The sequence below is a fragment of the Pseudomonas inefficax genome, from assembly GCF_032164165.1.
Taxonomy (GTDB): domain Bacteria; phylum Pseudomonadota; class Gammaproteobacteria; order Pseudomonadales; family Pseudomonadaceae; genus Aquipseudomonas; species Aquipseudomonas inefficax.
In genome coordinates this window covers 2263026-2278699 of sequence record NZ_CP134401.1, presented here as the reverse complement: position 1 = coordinate 2278699, position 15674 = coordinate 2263026, and the positions used below count along the sequence as shown (strand labels likewise).

The 15674-nt window shown below is 62.6% G+C and carries 18 protein-coding genes; 16 read left to right on the top strand and 2 right to left on the bottom strand.

Features of this window, described 5'->3' with window-relative positions:
* The first annotated feature begins 38 nt into the window (after positions 1–38).
* The 11 genes from hemE (at position 39) to RIN61_RS10125 (ending at position 10382) form a co-directional block, all read left to right on the top strand.
* Positions 39–1103, top strand: coding sequence for a uroporphyrinogen decarboxylase (gene hemE, locus RIN61_RS10175; RefSeq protein ID WP_313857008.1), 1065 nt, complete (start codon positions 39–41; stop codon positions 1101–1103).
* Positions 1104–1502: 399 nt separating this feature from the next.
* Positions 1503–2966, top strand: a complete 1464-nt coding sequence (gene gbpA, locus RIN61_RS10170; protein ID WP_243432320.1) for an N-acetylglucosamine-binding protein GbpA — start codon at positions 1503–1505, stop codon at positions 2964–2966.
* A gap of 51 nt (positions 2967–3017) precedes the next feature.
* Positions 3018–3530, top strand: coding sequence for a cytochrome b (locus RIN61_RS10165; RefSeq protein WP_112249651.1), 513 nt, complete (start codon positions 3018–3020; stop codon positions 3528–3530).
* A gap of 5 nt (positions 3531–3535) precedes the next feature.
* Positions 3536–4033 carry a type II secretion system protein N gene (locus tag RIN61_RS10160; protein WP_112249649.1) on the top strand — a complete coding sequence of 166 codons (498 nt, stop codon included), beginning with the start codon at positions 3536–3538 and terminating at the stop codon, positions 4031–4033.
* A complete protein-coding gene (gene gspD, locus RIN61_RS10155; RefSeq protein WP_112249647.1) occupies positions 4030–5871 on the top strand; it encodes a type II secretion system secretin GspD in 1842 nt (613 codons plus the stop codon). The genes RIN61_RS10160 and gspD overlap by 4 nt, the downstream gene beginning before the upstream one ends.
* Positions 5868–7331 (top strand): type II secretion system ATPase GspE, encoded by a 1464-nt coding sequence (gspE, locus tag RIN61_RS10150; RefSeq protein WP_313857005.1) that lies wholly within the window; start codon positions 5868–5870, stop codon positions 7329–7331. The genes gspD and gspE overlap by 4 nt, the downstream gene beginning before the upstream one ends.
* 1 nt (position 7332) lies before the next feature.
* Positions 7333–8538 carry a type II secretion system inner membrane protein GspF gene (gspF, locus tag RIN61_RS10145; RefSeq protein WP_112249643.1) on the top strand — a complete coding sequence of 402 codons (1206 nt, stop codon included), beginning with the start codon at positions 7333–7335 and terminating at the stop codon, positions 8536–8538.
* 1 nt (position 8539) lies between these two features.
* Positions 8540–8986: a type II secretion system major pseudopilin GspG gene (gene gspG, locus RIN61_RS10140; protein WP_075046635.1), complete on the top strand. Its 447-nt coding sequence runs from the start codon at positions 8540–8542 to the stop codon at positions 8984–8986.
* Complete coding sequence (gspH, locus tag RIN61_RS10135; RefSeq protein WP_112249641.1) at positions 8983–9447, top strand: type II secretion system minor pseudopilin GspH; 465 nt, start codon at positions 8983–8985, stop codon at positions 9445–9447. The genes gspG and gspH overlap by 4 nt, the downstream gene beginning before the upstream one ends.
* Positions 9425–9805 (top strand): type II secretion system minor pseudopilin GspI, encoded by a 381-nt coding sequence (gene gspI / locus RIN61_RS10130; RefSeq protein ID WP_112249638.1) that lies wholly within the window; start codon positions 9425–9427, stop codon positions 9803–9805. Before gspH ends, gspI begins: the two co-directional genes overlap by 23 nt.
* Positions 9792–10382: a type II secretion system protein GspJ gene (locus RIN61_RS10125; RefSeq protein ID WP_112249636.1), complete on the top strand. Its 591-nt coding sequence runs from the start codon at positions 9792–9794 to the stop codon at positions 10380–10382. The genes gspI and RIN61_RS10125 overlap by 14 nt, the downstream gene beginning before the upstream one ends.
* A gap of 68 nt (positions 10383–10450) precedes the next feature.
* Here RIN61_RS10125 and RIN61_RS10120 read toward each other — a convergent pair whose 3' ends face one another.
* Positions 10451–10603, bottom strand: a complete 153-nt coding sequence (locus RIN61_RS10120; protein ID WP_181457293.1) for a hypothetical protein — start codon at positions 10601–10603, stop codon at positions 10451–10453.
* An 84-nt stretch (positions 10604–10687) separates the two neighbouring features.
* Here RIN61_RS10120 and RIN61_RS10115 point away from each other — a divergent pair, with 84 nt between their 5' ends.
* The 4 genes from RIN61_RS10115 to RIN61_RS10100 all read left to right on the top strand — a co-directional run bounded on the left by RIN61_RS10115 (position 10688) and on the right by RIN61_RS10100 (position 13222).
* Positions 10688–11236, top strand: coding sequence for a type II secretion system minor pseudopilin (locus tag RIN61_RS10115; protein WP_207878233.1), 549 nt, complete (start codon positions 10688–10690; stop codon positions 11234–11236).
* Positions 11229–12338, top strand: a complete 1110-nt coding sequence (gene gspL, locus RIN61_RS10110) for a type II secretion system protein GspL (RefSeq protein ID WP_112249632.1) — start codon at positions 11229–11231, stop codon at positions 12336–12338. Before RIN61_RS10115 ends, gspL begins: the two co-directional genes overlap by 8 nt.
* 92 nt (positions 12339–12430) lie before the next feature.
* Entirely contained in the window at positions 12431–12814 is a 384-nt protein-coding gene (locus RIN61_RS10105) for a hypothetical protein (RefSeq protein ID WP_220087572.1), read from the top strand.
* A gap of 60 nt (positions 12815–12874) precedes the next feature.
* Positions 12875–13222 carry a YgiW/YdeI family stress tolerance OB fold protein gene (locus tag RIN61_RS10100; RefSeq protein ID WP_207878230.1) on the top strand — a complete coding sequence of 116 codons (348 nt, stop codon included), beginning with the start codon at positions 12875–12877 and terminating at the stop codon, positions 13220–13222.
* Positions 13223–13323: 101 nt separating this feature from the next.
* On the opposite strand, the gene RIN61_RS10095 is transcribed toward RIN61_RS10100, so the two are convergent.
* Positions 13324–14601, bottom strand: a complete 1278-nt coding sequence (locus tag RIN61_RS10095) for an MFS transporter (protein ID WP_390899133.1) — start codon at positions 14599–14601, stop codon at positions 13324–13326.
* A 75-nt stretch (positions 14602–14676) separates the two neighbouring features.
* Here RIN61_RS10095 and RIN61_RS10090 point away from each other — a divergent pair, with 75 nt between their 5' ends.
* Complete coding sequence (locus RIN61_RS10090) at positions 14677–15579, top strand: LysR family transcriptional regulator (protein WP_112249626.1); 903 nt, start codon at positions 14677–14679, stop codon at positions 15577–15579.
* Positions 15580–15674 lie beyond the last annotated feature (95 nt).

Sequence of the window (15674 nt, the reverse complement as noted above, 5' to 3'; positions counted from 1 at the left end):
TCTGAGAAAATGCCCGCACTTTTTTTCCGGATGCCGACATGACTGCCCTGAAGAACGATCGTTTCCTGCGTGCACTGCTCAAGCAACCCGTAGACGTCACCCCGGTGTGGATGATGCGCCAGGCCGGCCGCTACCTGCCGGAGTACCGCGCCAGCCGCGCCAAGGCCGGTGACTTCATGAGCCTGTGCATGAACCCGCAGTTCGCCTGCGAGGTCACCCTGCAGCCGCTGGACCGCTACCCGCTGGACGCGGCGATCCTGTTCTCGGACATCCTCACCATCCCCGATGCCATGGGCCTGGGCCTGTACTTCGAAAGCGGCGAAGGCCCGCGCTTCAAGAAGGTCATCAGCACCCCGGCCGACATCGAAGCGCTGCCGATCCCCGACCCGCAGAAAGACCTTGGCTACGTGATGGACGCGGTCAGCACCATCCGCCGCGAGCTCAACGGCCGCGTGCCGCTGATCGGCTTCTCCGGCAGCCCGTGGACCCTGGCCACCTACATGGTCGAAGGCGGCTCGTCGAAGGACTTCCGCAAGACCAAGGCCATGGCCTACGACAACCCGCAGGCCCTGCACCTGCTGCTGGACAAGCTGGCCCAGTCGGTCACCAGCTACCTCAACGGCCAGATCCTCGCTGGTGCCCAGGCCGTGCAGATTTTCGACACTTGGGGCGGCAACCTGTCGGCGGCGGCTTACCAGGAGTTCTCCCTGGCCTACATGCGCAAGATCGTCAGCGGCCTGATCCGCGAGCACGAGGGGCGCAAGGTGCCGGTGATCCTGTTCACCAAGAACGGCGGCCTGTGGCTGGAAAGCATCACCGAAGCCGGCGCCGACGCGCTGGGCCTGGACTGGACCTGCGAGATCGGCGATGCCCGCCGCCGCGTGGGTGACAAGGTGGCGCTGCAGGGCAACATGGACCCGACCGTGCTGTACGCCAAGCCCGAGGCCATCCGCAAGGAAGTGGCGCGTATCCTGGCCAGCTATGGCCACGGCACAGGCCATGTGTTCAACCTTGGCCACGGCATCACACCGGAAGTCGACCCAGAGCACGCCGGCGTGTTCATCAACGCGGTGCATGAGCTGTCGGCGCAATATCACGCTTGATTCGAGGCTCCCCGAGGTTTCGGGTCGGGGAGTCTTTCGCAAGCCTGTTCGCATCAGATTGGGGATATTTCCCTGATGTTGAACAGGCTTGTTCAAGTTACATGTCAGCGTTTCACCAAGAAAGTTGCATGTCGCTGTGAATCTTTCGATGTAGAGGAAGTTCTCGACATTGAAGATCGATAGTAATCCCTTCTCGCGTCTTTAACGCTTTTGTTTCGAAAGTCCCTACATGGAAATTGCCTCAAGGCCGCGAGAAAAGACCGCGGCCTGCCAGGTTTATTCCTACATGAACGCAAAGTTGTTTTCTTTACTCTCCGCGCTCCATTCGCGCTGAAGGTGCATTGCATTTCAATAAATGTGCCTTTACGCATTTAACCAGCAATGCGTTCGGAGTTCGTGATGAATACAAGAAAGACCCTGCGAAAAAGCGTTGTCGCCACCGGTGTGTGGATGGCGATCGTAGGTGCAGGTTTGCAGGCGCAAATCGCCAATGCACATGGTTACCTGGCTGACCCTCCGTCTCGAGCAGCGCTCTGCCATGCAGGTTTTAAAAACCTGAACGTCAACTGCGGAGGTGCCCAGTACGAACCGTGGTCGGTCGGCGAAGTGATAGGGCGCTTTCCAAGCCAAGGTCCCGAGAATGGAAAAATCGCCAGTGGTGGTGTTCGGGGAGACTTTTCCGCACTCGATGAGCAATCAGCCAATCGCTGGCATTTGACCCCGGTCGTGGACCGTAACATGCAGTTCGACTGGCATTATGAAGCCCCGCATCCGGTGCGGTCGTGGGAGTACTTCATTACCAAGGCGGATTGGAACCCCAACGCTGCGCTGACCCGTGACTCATTCGATTCGACCCCGTTCTGTGCGTTGGATGGCAGCAACCAGATACCAGCAAAAGGTACCGGCACCAATCCAAGGCACAGCTGCACATTGCCTGCTGACCGTTCGGGCCAGCACGTGATTCTCGCCGTCTGGAAGGTTGGCGATACCGATAAGGCTTTCCACAGTGTCGCTGACGTCGATATCCAACTGGATGGCGGCCCGGTCCCTGAGTGGCCGCGCCTGGCTGAAATAAGCGCCAGCCGTGACCTAGAAGTAGGGGACAAAGTTACTGCCAGGGCATTCGATGCCAATGGGGAGCGTACTGCAAACCATGTAAGCATCAAGATCGAAAATGCCGAAGAAGCCATCGCTGCCAACTGGGCTTACAAGCTTGCCAAGCAGATCAACGAAACCCAGACGTTGGTACGTGCCGGTAAAATGGATGCGGACGGTAATATCGAGCCCGTGCAGGGTTCCAACAGCATCTTCGCCAAAGCCGAAAGTGGGCTGACCAACTACCTTCTGCACTTTGAAAGCGCCGCTGGCGAGCAGGCCACGATGCACCTGCACGATGTCAAACCCGAATACACGATCACCGATGGCAAAGGTGGTGTGGATTTCACCGTCATGACCAACAAGGCCCTGACAGTGACAGCGCGGTTGTTCGATACCAACAAGAAGCAGGTTTCTTACTCGCGCCAGAGCGTCAACGGCACCGAGCCGTTCGTGCTGAATGTCGAAAGTACCGAAGGCGAGCATACCCTCAAGGTCGTAGGTGTGGACAAGCGTGAGCGGGTGCTGCTGCAGGACGAGAAGACGGTTCAGCTCAAAGCGGCTGGCGATGGGTCTCACGACTTCGTTTTCCCGGAATCGCTGTCGAGCTACAAGGCTGGCACAACAGTGCTGCAGCCTAAGAATGGCAAGGTCTACGAGTGCCAGCCGTTCCCCAACTCGGGTTACTGCTTGCAGTACTCCGCAGATGCCACCCAGTTCGAGCCAGGTGTTGGTTCCCACTGGAACATGGCCTGGACCGAGAAGTAAAGCGTCTGACCTGGCCCCTTCCGGTGGGGCCAGGCTCCTCGAGTACTATCTATGCAAGTACAAAAATATTGCTGGCAGCAGATCCTCCTGCACTGGATCTCTGCCACGGTCATCATTTGGGTCTTGATCAGCGGTTTCTACGTGGCGTACCTGAATGTCTCCCCCGCCACACGCCACTTTGTGGCATTCGTCAATGTGGCCATGACGACGCTGTTCATTCCGATATTCATGCTGCGCTGGCTGTTGCGCCTGACCAGACCCAAACCACGCAGCCCGCATGACCATCTCAAGCACCAGCGCATCGCTCATGTCGCCCATGAGGGCTTGTACTGGACCACGGCTATCGTGCTGTTGTCCGGTGTGCTGATGATGGATCGGGTCATCGATGTGTTCGGTTGGTTCTCAATCGCGCCCATGCTGAGCGACCCGTTCTGGCACAACGTCTGGTTCAAGACTCACATCGCTTCTTGCCTGTTGCTAGGACTCGGCGTTTCGATGCACATCGCCGCCGTGCTCTTGCATGAGCTGTCCGGGCGGCGCGTGCTGAGGCGGATGCTGCCCTGATTACGATGAAGCGCTCGTCGTATCTGATTTGGCTGACGTTCGCGCTGGTAACGCTTGCCTGCCTGGCATGGCGTGAAAGCGTTTATCCCGCAGTTGCGCCCCCGGTCGTCCAGGACCCGCCGGTGACGACAGCGGCTTTGCCGGAAAAACCATTGTCGGCGGCTACCTTGGCCCTGGCGTTCGGCTTTCAGGCGCCGGGTCAACGGCAGTCGAGCCGGGCGGATATCGCCCTCAAGGCCAGCTTCGTTTCCAGCCAGGGCGATGCCCGAGCGTTAGTGAGAAGCGATAGCGGCGAGGCTATCTATCGCGTCGGAGACCGGTTACCTGGCCATGGCGTGCTGCGCCAAATAAATGTGCGTTCCATCGTGCTGTGGATCGACGGCCGCGAGGAAGTCGTGTCGTTGTCCAGCGATACGCCCCCTGTATTTCTGCCCACGGGTGCGGCAACCCGCCCGCGCCCTGTTTCAGACCCCTCAGCCCGCCTGTTGCGGGAGGTGCAATGACTTTGATGCGATATCTGCGCGCCGCCTCGTTCGGCGCCTCTCTAACCCTTGCCTGCGCTCTGGCGCTTGCTGAGGCACCCACCTGGCAACTGGCGATGAGCGATGCCGACGTGCGCGACGTGGTGCGTGAGGTGGGGGCGATCCTTGACCAGCCGATCATTCTCGACCCGCGCGTGCAGGGGCGCATCACCGTCCTTTCGAACGAGGCGCTCGATCGCGAAGGGATACGGCGGCTGTTCTACTCGGTGCTCAATGCCCAGGGCTTTGCCGCCGTGAACGACGGCGAACGCTTGCTGGTGCTGCCTGCAAGCGAAGCCAAGGCCTGGGCAAACCAGCAGGTGGAGGCCATACCGGCAGCGGTCACCACACGGGTTTTCAACCTGTCGGGTAGTGTCGCTGCCGATCTGGCCGGCTTGCTGCGGCCGTTGGTTTCCAGCAATGGCTACATTGGACCGTCCAGCTCCGCCAACGCCCTGGTGATCACCGACTCCGCAGCCAACCTGGACCGCCTGGAAAACCTGGTCCTGCAGCTCGACAGTGGCCAGCGGCATGATCATGAACTGGTGACCTTGCGCAAAGCCCAGGCCGAGGTTGTGTTCCCGGTGGTCGAAGCCGCCGCCGGTGGCCCGGACAGCGGCGTTCGGGTACTGGCTGACATGAACGGTAACCGTCTTCTGATCCTGGGCCCGATCAAGTCCAGGCAACGTCTTGCGCAACTGACCCGCTCGCTGGATGTACCGGTTACGGCCACTTCGCAGAACTGGCGGGTGGTACGCCTGCAACACAGCAGTGCCGAGCAGCTTGCCGAAGTATTGGGTGAGGTGGGCAAGCGGCTCGATGGTACGCCGGGCACCAAGGCTCTGGGCGCGGACCTCCCCGGCGAGGCCATGGTCAAGGCCGATGCCAGCCAGAACGCTCTGGTGATAATGGGCGAGCCGCAGACGCTGAGCCGCGTGGAGCAGATCATCCAACAACTGGACCAGCCCCGGGCGCAAGTGCTGATCCATGCGGCAATCGTCGAAGTCAGTGGCAGCATCGATGAAGCGTTGGGCCTGCAATGGGGCATCGACAAAGGTGGCCTCAAAGGCGGCGTTACCTTCAGCGAAAGTGGTGCTGCCCTGGCCGACCTGCTGGGCAAGGAAACCAAGCTGCCGGGGGGCGTCGCCCTGGCCATTGGCTCGGACCGTTTTGCCGCGCTGGTTTCGGCCTTGGCCAGCAATAGCCGCAGCAACCTGTTGTCGACGCCGAGCCTGCTGACCTTGGACAACCAGGAGGCGCAGATCCTGGTAGGCCAGAACGTGCCGTTCAAGACCGGCTCCTACGTTACCCCCGGTAGTGGTTCGGAGAACCCCTTTACCACAGTCGAGCGTAAGGACATCGGTATCAGCCTGAAGGTGCGCCCGCACATCAATGAAGGGCGCAGCCTGCGCCTCGAGGTCGAGCAGGAGAGCTCGGAAATTGCACCCAGCACGGCCGAGAACGACCTGATCACCAACAAGCGCACGCTCAAAAGCACCATCTTGGCCGCCGATGGCGAGATTATCGTGATCGGCGGCCTGATCAAGGACAGCGTGCGCAAGGTAGAGCGCGGTGTTCCGCTGCTCAGCCGAATCCCATGGGTGGGCGGTCTGTTCCGGTGGCGCAGCGATACTCAGGAAAAGACCAACCTGATGGTCTTCCTGCGCCCGACCATTCTGCGCAGCCAGGCCGAGCTGGTCGAGACGGGACGACGCGCCTACGAAGGGGTACGCGCTGCGGATGATTCGACCCTGCCGGAAGATCCCCGGCAGATGTTCGAGTCGCAGGCTCTGCCCGGCGCGTCAGGGCCACGCTCATGAACAGCGACCTGCCGTTCAGCTTTGCCCGACGTCACGGCATCCTGCTCGACCGCCAGGCGGCTGAGCCTGCCTTGCTGATGCGAGAAGGCACTTCGCTGGCAGCCCTTGCCGAGGCCTGCCGTGTAGTGGGCAGCAACTGGCACCTGCGGCGTGTCTGCGATGCCGACTTCGCCGAGCGCCTGGCCAGTTGCTACGGCCCCGGCCAGGATGCGGCGCAGGCCGTTGTTCAGGGCCTGGACCGGGAAATCGACCTGGCGCAGCTGGCTGAAGCCTTGCCGCAAACCAGCGACCTGTTGGAGCAACAGGACGATGCGCCGATCATCCGCCTGCTCAATGCCTTGTTCAGCGAGGCGGTGAGGGCCCGGGCCTCGGACGTCCACCTGGAAACCTTCGAGCATCAGCTGCGCGTACGCATGCGTATCGACGGCGTCATGCGCGAAGTGCTGGCGCCACCACGGGAGCTATCTGCACTGCTGGTTTCGCGCATCAAGGTCATGGCGCGCCTGGACATCGCCGAGAAGCGCGTGCCTCAGGATGGCCGGATCAGCCTGCGCCTGGCCGGCCACGAAGTGGATGTGCGGGTGTCGACCTTGCCCGCCGCCCATGGCGAGCGGGTGGTACTGCGTTTGCTGGACAAACAGGCAATGCGTCTGGACATCGACCATATGCAGATGCCCGGCTCTGTGCGTGCTGGCTTCATGCGCATGCTGGCGAAACCACATGGCATTTTCCTGGTCACCGGGCCCACCGGTTCCGGCAAGACCACAACGCTGTACACCGCGCTTTCGTACCTCAACCAGGTATCGCGCAATATCCTCACCGTCGAAGACCCGGTCGAGTACTACCTTCCCGGCATCGGCCAGACCCAGGTCAACACCAAGGTCGACATGACCTTCGCCCGGGGGCTGCGTGCCATCTTGCGACAGGACCCCGACGTGGTCATGGTGGGCGAGATCCGCGACCGGGAGACCGCCGAGATTGCGGTGCAGGCCTCGCTGACGGGCCACCTGGTGCTGTCCACCTTGCATACCAACAGCGCTCTGGGCGCAATCACACGCCTTGCCGACATGGGCATCGATACTTGCCTGCTCGCATCTTCGCTGGCCGGGATCATGGCCCAGCGCCTGGTGCGACGGCTTTGCCCCCATTGCCGGGTCGAACATGAAGTGGACGAGGCCACGGCGAGCGTCCTGGGCCACCCGGCCGAATTGCCACCGCGGCTCTACAAGGCGCAGGGCTGTAGCGAATGCCAGCTGGGTTACAGCGGGCGCCTGGCGTTGCACGAGATGCTGGTGGTGAAGCCCGCGCTGGCCCAGGCGATTCATGCCCGGGCGTCTCAGGACGACATGCTCGAATTGATCCGCGTGGATACACCAAGCCTGTTCCAGCATGGCGTCCAGCGTGTCTGCCAGGGGCAGACAAGCGTGGCAGAACTGCTGCGCGTGACGGGGCAGGACTGACATGGCGCTGTTCCGCTATCAGGCCCAGGATGCAAAGGGTGTGCGCCAGCGAGGCACCGTGGAAGCGTCGGGTGCGCGCCAGGCCCGGCAAACATTGCGCGAGCAAGGGTTGCTGGTGCTGAGCATGAGCCCCTTGGGGGCATCCCCTTTGGCCCGGTTGCTGGCACGCAATACCCTGAGTCTGGCCCGGCGCTCGCTGCTGACGCGCCAGCTGGCGACTCTGCTGCATGCCGGGGTGCCGTTGACCGAGGCGTTGCAGGCAGTTGCCGAGCAGAGTACGCCGCGCCACGTACGTCAGGTATTGCGCGGCGTGGCTGAGCGGGTTGCCGAAGGCCATGCGCTGGCGCAGGCCCTGGCGCATTACCCACAGGCATTTCCCATGGTTTATCGGGCCACCGTGGCCGCTGCCGAACGTTCCGGCCACCTGGCAGGTGTGCTCGAGCGTTTGGCCGAGCATGGCGAGAACCATCAGGCCCTGCGGCAGAAGGTACAGCTGGCGATGGTTTACCCGGTGATCCTGCTGGTTGTCTCGTTGCTGGTGGTGGGTTTTCTGCTGGGCTATGTGGTGCCAGACGTGGTGCAGGCCTTTTCGCATGACCATGCACAACTGCCGCTGGCAACGCGAGTGCTGATCACCTTGAGCGATGCCACGAACCATTACGGCTTGGCAGCGCTGGCGCTATTGGCCATGGCCATCGCACTGGTTGCCTGTGCCCTTCGCCAACCGGCACGGCGCAGGCAATGGCATGGCTTTTCACTGCGCCTGCCCGGATATGGCGAGTTCGTCCGGGCCAGTGAAGCGGCCCGTTTCATCAGCACCCTTGCGATCCTGGGGCGCAGCGGCGTGGTATTGGTCGAAGCGATGAACATCAGCGCGGGCGTGATCGGCAACCTGATTCTACGCGAGCGCCTGCTGCGGGCCGCCCGTGAGCTGGGCGAGGGCACCACGCTGGCCAACTGCCTGGCACGCAGCGAAGCCTTGCCACCGCTGATGCTGCACATGATCGCCAGCGGCGAACGCGCCGGTGAGCTGGACACCATGCTCGAACGTGCCGCAGACCTTCAGGCCAAACAACTGGCAGGGCGTATTTCCTTGCTGGTGAGCCTCTGTGAGCCCCTGATGCTGCTGGTGATGGGGGGCATCGTGCTGTTCATCGTGCTCGCCATCCTGCTGCCGATCCTCAACCTCAACCAACTGGTCAACTGACATGTCCATGCGTTCATCACGCCGCGCCGAACGCGGCTTCACTCTCATCGAAATCATGGTGGTGGTCATTATCCTGGGGGTTCTTGGCGCGCTGGTGCTGCCCAACGTCATGAGCCGTCCCGACCATGCCAAGCTGACCGCAGCTCGCACCGATATCCAGTCAATTTCCACCGCACTGGAAATCTACCGTCTGGACAACGGCCGCTACCCGACAACCGCGCAAGGGCTGGACGCCTTGGTGAAACGCCCCACGGTGGCGCCACTGCCACGTCAATGGAGTGCCCAAGGCTATCTGAAGAGCACACCAACCGACCCCTGGGGCTCGCATTACCAGTACGCAAGCCCAGGAACCCGTTCGACCCAGGGCTATGACCTCTACTCCCTGGGCGGCGACGGCCAGCCGGGCGGTGAGGAAATGGATGCTGATATCGGTAACTGGTCTGAATGAAACCGCGCCGCACTCGAGGCTTCACCCTGCTGGAGCTGCTTCTGGTGATGCTGTTGCTGGGCATTGTAATGGGCATGGCCGGGTTTACGTTCGCACGAGATCCGCAGCGTGTGGCCAGCCAGGAGGCCAACCTCTTCCTCCAGTTGGTGCAGTACGCGCGGCAGCAGGCGGTGCTGGAAGGGCTGACGCAAGGAATTCGCATCGATGCCCAGGGCTACCAACTGCTCAAAGCCTCTGAGGATGGCTGGGAGGCAGTCGGCAGGCATCGCGATATTGGCCTGGACCTGCGCTTGGAGATCGATGGGTTGCCTGTGCCGCATGCCCTGGCTGGCGGGGCGCCGCAACTGCTGATGTACGGTAATGACGAGCACACGCCGTTTACCCTGCATTTCGAGGTCGACAATGTGCGCCTTGTTTCCGTGTCGAGTGATGGCCTCAATGACCCCCAGTTCGTGCACTGAACGCGGCTTCACCCTGTTGGAGGTGTTGGTGGCGCTGGCGATTTTCGCGGTGCTGGCCGTGGCGGTGACCACGGCCAGCCAGCATGTACTGGCGCAATCGCAGGGGGTTCGAGAGCGCCTATTGGCTAGCTGGGTGGCCGACAACCACCTGACGGAGCTGGGCCTGCAAGCTGCGCCGGCTCCCGGCCAGCGGAGCCTGGAGGTCATGTTCGGTCAACACCGCTGGACTCTGCACGAAAGCCGCCGTCTGGGCGTGGGTGGCTTGCTGGAAGTGCAGGTACGTGTGGGCCTTGCTGCGGATCGCCAGGTGTTGCATCAGGCCACGGGGTGGCTGGGGATGGCGGATGCGCCGCGCTAGCCCGGGCAGGATGACCCGCCAGGGGGGCTTCACCTTGATCGAGTTGCTGTTGGCGCTCGCTATCTTTGCCGTCCTGGCAATCGGAAGTGCGCGTGTGCTCGATGTGTTCATGCGTGCCGAGTACGCACGCCACGCACAGGCCGATGAGCTGCGTGCGCTGGGCAGGGCCATGAGCTTGATCCAGCGCGACGCCATGCTGGGGTATGCGCCCGCGAGCCTGGGCAAGGGCGGTTACGGCATTCTGCTGAACGGCACTCGGGCCCATTGGTTGGCCAGCGAACAAGGCAGCCAAGCGCTCAAGCGCAGCGAGCTGAGGGTTGTCGAGTACTGGCTCGAAGACGGCGTGCTGTGGCGCCAGCGACGCACGCTGGGGCAAGGTCAGCCACGCCCGCAGCGTTTGCTCGAAGGTGTAGGCGAGCTGCATTGGCGTCTGCACGTGCCCGGTAGCGGCTGGCAGGCGCGCTGGCCAATGGCCCAGCGCCGGCCGGTGCCACCGCAGGCGCTGGAGGTGACACTGTCGACCAGGCGTTTTCAACAGATCCGGCGGGTACTGCCGCTGGGAGGCACCAGCCCATGAGGGGGCAACGTCAAAAGGGGCTGGCGCTAATCACCGTGCTGCTTGTCATGGCGCTGCTCACGTTGCTGTCAGCCGGTATGTTGCGCAGCCATCAACTGCTGATTGGTGGTGTCAGCCAGCAGATCGAAGCGTCGCGCTTGCTGCGTTTGGCTCAGGCCGGCGAGCAGCATGCCCTGGCGAGCTTGCGCCGTGAGGTAGGCGAAGTACTGCAGGTCACTCATGTTCGACAATCCTGGGCCCAGCCCCGAGCGCTCAGCCTTGGTCAGGGGCAACTGAGCCTGCAGCTGGAGGACCTCTCGGGCCGCTTGAACCTCGGCGCCCTGATGGCAGGCAAGGCACCCGACCCGCTGCTGCTCAAGCGCTGGGAGCGCCTATGCCATTCGTTGCAGGTGGAACCACCCGCTTTGGAAGGGCTCGCTGGCCAGCCGATGCTCGACCCAACCCAGTTGCGTACGTTGCCGGGTGTTTCTGCTGAGGTAATGGCGCGTTTGCAGCCTTGGGTAGTGGTGTTGCCCAAGGAGGCGCGGCTCAACATCAACACGGTCCCGGCGCTACTGCTTGCGGCGTCCGCCGAGGTGTCGCTTACGGTGGCAAGCCAACTGGTAAGCGAGCGCCCCGAAGCGGGTTACCCCACGGTAGAACGTTTTTTGGCTCTGCCCCAACTGGAGGGCGTGGGTCTGGACAGGCGCGGGCTGGCCGTGACCAGCCGCTGGTTTCGCCTGGAGGTGCAGGCAGAGATGGCAGGTAAGCGCATGTACCTGTACAGCGACCTGGAGATCGATTTGGACACGCATCAGGTTCGTGTGGTGCGGCGTGTGTTTTCTGCGATGCGGGAGCAAAGAGCAGATGAGTGAGAATTGGCTGTACCTGTTGCCGGAAGGGGTTGCGGCGGCCGATGCGCGGTGGCCGGTGTGGCTGCGTGCGGCGGATGGCAGCCTGCACAAGGCACGACTGGAGGAGCTGGCTTTGACGCTCACCGGTCCTGCTATCGTGGTGGTACCTATGGAGATGCTGGGCAGTTGCGAGATCGGTCCTGTGCCGGGCAAGCGGCCCAAGCCTGAAACATTGGTCTACGCTGCCGAAGACCATTTGGCAGCGCCGCTGGAAACGCTGCATCTGGTGTTCGGCCCGCCGGATGCGCAGGGGCATCGCCGGGCTCTGGTGATAGAGCGTCAGGTTCTGGCCAGCCTGATGGCCTTGTTGAAAAGCCAGGGAATCGACCCGCTCGGGATCCATGTCGATGCCGACCTGCTGGGCGCCGAGCAGCCCCGTGCACTGTGGCTCGAGGGTCGCTGGTTGTTGGGTGGGCATGGTGGGCCTTGGCTGGTCGCCGGCCCCCAGGCAGCCGAGGTCCTGGTGCGGCAACTGCCGCTGATGGAGCGGCCGGCCGAACCTGCTGATGCAGGGCAGGCGCTCCACAACCAAACCGTCGATAGCGCCTTTCACACCTTCATCCAAGGTCGGGCCAAGGCCTTGGACCTGCGTCAGGGGCCATTTCGGCGACGCAGCCCGATCGTGCCCTGGCCCTCCCTGGCGGGCGGAGCGCTGCTGGCCTTCGCAATGGTGTGCCTGGCGGAACATCTGCGTGCTGAATGGCTGTCGGAACGTACAGCACAGCTACATGCCGAGAATCTTCAGACGTTTCTGCGTTGGGCGCCCGGGCAGTCTGTCGCAGGTGACCTGGCCACACAGATCAGGGCACTAGAATTCCGTCCCCGGGAGAAGACTACCGTCGAGGGGCTGGTTTCTTTCACGGAGCAATTGGTGGAAACCGGGAACATCACGGTTGAACGGGCTGTGTCCAGTCCCAGTGAAGGGTGGCGCATGGAAGTGGTTGCGCAAGGTTTCGATGACCTTGAGCGCTTGCGCCAGCGGGCCCCTGCCGTGCTGATGGATCAAGCCCGGCAGGTCGAGCAGGTTGTGCGCGCGACCCTGACTTTCAGGGAGATTCGCTGATGCGGTGGATTGAGCAGGCCTTGATAGGCCAATGGCAATCGATACCCGGTGATCGAAGGGCCGTGATCCTGGCCGCACTCTGGAGTTTGGCCATGGTCCTGCTCTGGCAGTTTGCCTGGGTACCCGGCAAGCAGCGCTCGCAACAGGCCGAGCTCGCCCATGCGCATGAGCTGAAGCTCAGCGGGCATCTGCAACGGGTTTCGACAGGCCCGGCCTTGGCCGGGGAAGCGGTGACGGTGCTGACACCCGCTGTTCTGAACGAGCGCGCACTGGCCGCCGGTTTGCAAATTACCGGGTTGCAGGCACGGGCCGGTCAGGTGGACGTAAGCCTCGAGGGCGAGCCTGCGCCACTGCTGGGGTGGCTGCATGCGCTGGAGCTTGACGGCGCGCAGGTCCGCAGTTTGCAGTTGCAAGTTGTCGGGGAGCGGCTGCAGGCGCAGTTGGGGTTGGCGCTGGATGAGGCCAGTGCTGATTAAGGTTGGCTTCAGCCAGCAGCGGTAGGCTGTTTCCATCGAAATCGAATCAGGACCTGTCCCATGAAAATCCGTTACCTCGCCTTGATCCTCGCCCCTCTGTTCAGCACTGCCGCCCTGGCTGCCGGCTACACCGGCCCCGGCGCCCAGTCGGTCACCACCGTAGCTGCGGCCAACGATGCTGCCGACGACACCCCAGTGGTGCTGCAAGGCTTCGTGACCAAGAAGATCAACAACGACGACAAGTACGAGTTCAAGGACAGTACCGGCACCATCACCGTTGAAATCGACGACGAAGACCTGCCGCCGACGCCGTTCAACGACAAGACCAAGGTCAAGCTGACCGGTGAGGTAGAGAAACACCTGATGAGCCGGGAGGTTGATGTGGATATGGTTGAGATCATCAACTGAGCCACTGGCCCTCTTCGCGGGTGAACCCGCTCCCACAGGTACAGCGCTGCTCTCATATGTAGCGAGGTCCCTGTGGGAGCGGGTTTACCCGCGAATGGGCCTCAAGCAGTTTTTGGTGGCAGCTTGCTCAGGTGCAACGCCACCAGCAGAGCCACCGCCAGCAGGCTGCCGATGAACAGCCCAATGCCATTCCAGCCCCACTGGTGCCAGAACACCCCGCCCGCCGTCCCGGCCACGCTCGACCCTGCGTAATAACTGAACAGGTACAGCGACGACGCCTGCCCCTTGGCCTTCAGCGCCCGCCGGCCAATCCAGCTGCTGGCCACCGAGTGCGCACCGAAGAAGCCGAAGGTGAACACCAGCATGCCTACGATAACCATCACCAGCGGGCTGGCCAGTGTCATCAGCAAGCCGCCCGCCATTACCACGATACTGGCCCAGAACACCTTGCGCCGGCCCAGTTTGTCAGCCAGTGCGCCGACCTGCGCCGAGCTGTAGATGCCAGACAGGTACACCACTGACAGCAAGCCGACCAGCGCCTGGTTCATGTGATAAGGCTCGGCCAGCAGGCGGTAGCCGATGTAGTTGAACAGGGTGACGAAGGCGCCCATCAGCAGGAAGGCTTCGAGGAACAGCCAGGGCAGGCCGGCATCCCTGAAGTGCATGACGAAGCCATCCAGCAGGCTGCGTGGGTTCATCGCCTGCGGGCGGAAATTGCGCGATTCGGGCAGCACCTTCCAGAACACCAGCGCCGCCACCAGGGCCAGGCCGCCGATGGTCAGCATCGCCGTGTGCCAGCTGACGAAGTCGATCAGCACGCCGGTGATCAGGCGCCCGCTCATGCCGCCAATGGCGTTGCCGCCGATATACAGGCCCATGGCCAGGCCGATGTGCTGCGGGTGGATTTCTTCGCTCAGGTAGGTCATCGCCACAGCCGCAAGGCCGCTCAGCGACAAGCCGACCAGGGCGCGGGTAGCCAGTACCAGCTCCCAGCTCGGCATCACCGCGCTGGCCAGGGTGGAAAGGGCCGCGCAGACCAAGGCAAACACCATCACCGGCTTGCGCCCGATGCGGTCGGAGATAGGGCCGGTGATCAGCAGGCCGAACGCCAGCATGGCTGTGGACACCGACAAAACAAGGCTGCTCTGCGCCGCATTGATGGCAAACTCCTTCGACAGCAACGGCATCATCGGCTGCACGCAGTACAGCAGGGCGAAGGTGGCGAAGCCGCCGCTGAATAGCGCCAGCACGGTCTTCATGAAGGCGGGGGTGCCTTTTTCGATCCACATTTCGTTCAGCGGGGCAGTTTCGGGCTCGTTGGAAAGGGGAGCTACAGCAGTTTTCACGGGCGGGTACCTCTGGCGCAATGAAAAAAGCATATAGCTGGCTAATGATTAGATCCAATATATTGTTCGACCTATTTGAGATGTTTTACGACCTGTTCGGAGCTGATCATGGAACTGCGCCATTTGCGTTACTTCATCGCCGTGGCCGAAGAGCTGCATTTTGGCCGCGCCGCCCAGCAGCTGGGCATTTCGCAGCCACCCTTGAGTCAGCAGATCCAGGCGCTGGAGCAGGAGCTGGGGGCCCGGCTGTTCGAGCGTACCAACCGTCGGGTCGAGCTGAGCGAGGCGGGGCGGTTGTTCCTCGAGGAAGCCCGCCTGGTGCTGGCGCAGGTGGAAAAGGCCGCCGATGTCGCCCGGCGTGCGCAGTTGGGGGAGCTGGGGGAGATGAAGATCGGCTTTACCTCCTCGGCACCGTTCACCTCGAAGATCCCCAAGGCCATCCACGCGTTTCGCCAGCGCTTCCCGGCGGTGCACCTGAACCTCAAGGAAATGAGCAGTCGCGACGTGGCAGAAGGGGTGTTCGACGAGTCCATCGAGGTCGGGCTGATGCGGCCGATGCCGCTGCCGGAAGGGCTGGTGGCCACCGAGCTGTTTCGCGAGCCGCTGGTGGCAGTGATCAATGCCTCGCATCCATTGGCCGAAGGCACGGAGCATGGCGTGTACATGGCCGCGCTGGCCCATGAGCCGTTCGTGTTCTTCCCGCGCAGCTATGGCAGCGGGTTGCACGCGCAGTTGCTGAGCCTGGCGCGCCAGGCGGGTTTCAGCCCGCATTTTGCCCAGGAGGCGGGGGAGGCGATGACCATCATCGGGCTGGTATCTGCAGGGCTTGGGGTATCGGTGCTGCCGGCGTCGTTTCAGCGCATGCGCATCGAGGGGGTGGTTTATCGCACGCTGCTGGATGAAGGGGCGATGTCGGCGGTATGGCTGGTGCAGCGCGAGCGGGGCAATTCGGTGATGGCCAAGGCATTTGCGGAGTTGCTTACGGGGCAGGTGGCTGGCGGGGTAGTGTAGTTGCCCTGATCTGGCCACATCGCCGGCAGCACAAGACTGTCGCTCCCGGTCAAATGGCACTGGCCATTGCCGCAGCGGCGCCACATACTCGGGCA

Excerpts from the sequence above, each read along its gene's own strand:
- gspI (WP_112249638.1), top strand. The coding sequence starts at position 9,425 with ATGACCCCCAGTTCGTGCACTGAACGCGGCTTCACCCTGTTGGAGGTG.
- RIN61_RS10165 (WP_112249651.1), top strand. The coding sequence starts at position 3,018 with ATGCAAGTACAAAAATATTGCTGGCAGCAGATCCTCCTGCACTGGATC.
- gspF (WP_112249643.1), top strand. The coding sequence starts at position 7,333 with ATGGCGCTGTTCCGCTATCAGGCCCAGGATGCAAAGGGTGTGCGCCAG.
- RIN61_RS10125 (WP_112249636.1), top strand. The coding sequence starts at position 9,792 with ATGCGCCGCGCTAGCCCGGGCAGGATGACCCGCCAGGGGGGCTTCACC.
- hemE (WP_313857008.1), top strand. The coding sequence starts at position 39 with ATGACTGCCCTGAAGAACGATCGTTTCCTGCGTGCACTGCTCAAGCAA.
- RIN61_RS10105 (WP_220087572.1), top strand. The coding sequence starts at position 12,431 with ATGGTCCTGCTCTGGCAGTTTGCCTGGGTACCCGGCAAGCAGCGCTCG.
- RIN61_RS10095 (WP_390899133.1), bottom strand. The coding sequence starts at position 14,601 with ATGCTTTTTTCATTGCGCCAGAGGTACCCGCCCGTGAAAACTGCTGTA.
- gspE (WP_313857005.1), top strand. The coding sequence starts at position 5,868 with ATGAACAGCGACCTGCCGTTCAGCTTTGCCCGACGTCACGGCATCCTG.
- gbpA (WP_243432320.1), top strand. The coding sequence starts at position 1,503 with ATGAATACAAGAAAGACCCTGCGAAAAAGCGTTGTCGCCACCGGTGTG.
- gspH (WP_112249641.1), top strand. The coding sequence starts at position 8,983 with ATGAAACCGCGCCGCACTCGAGGCTTCACCCTGCTGGAGCTGCTTCTG.
- gspG (WP_075046635.1), top strand. The coding sequence starts at position 8,540 with ATGTCCATGCGTTCATCACGCCGCGCCGAACGCGGCTTCACTCTCATC.
- RIN61_RS10090 (WP_112249626.1), top strand. The coding sequence starts at position 14,677 with ATGGAACTGCGCCATTTGCGTTACTTCATCGCCGTGGCCGAAGAGCTG.
- RIN61_RS10100 (WP_207878230.1), top strand. The coding sequence starts at position 12,875 with ATGAAAATCCGTTACCTCGCCTTGATCCTCGCCCCTCTGTTCAGCACT.
- gspL (WP_112249632.1), top strand. The coding sequence starts at position 11,229 with ATGAGTGAGAATTGGCTGTACCTGTTGCCGGAAGGGGTTGCGGCGGCC.
- RIN61_RS10120 (WP_181457293.1), bottom strand. The coding sequence starts at position 10,603 with ATGAGTGACCTGCAGTACTTCGCCTACCTCACGGCGCAAGCTCGCCAG.
- RIN61_RS10160 (WP_112249649.1), top strand. The coding sequence starts at position 3,536 with ATGAAGCGCTCGTCGTATCTGATTTGGCTGACGTTCGCGCTGGTAACG.
- gspD (WP_112249647.1), top strand. The coding sequence starts at position 4,030 with ATGACTTTGATGCGATATCTGCGCGCCGCCTCGTTCGGCGCCTCTCTA.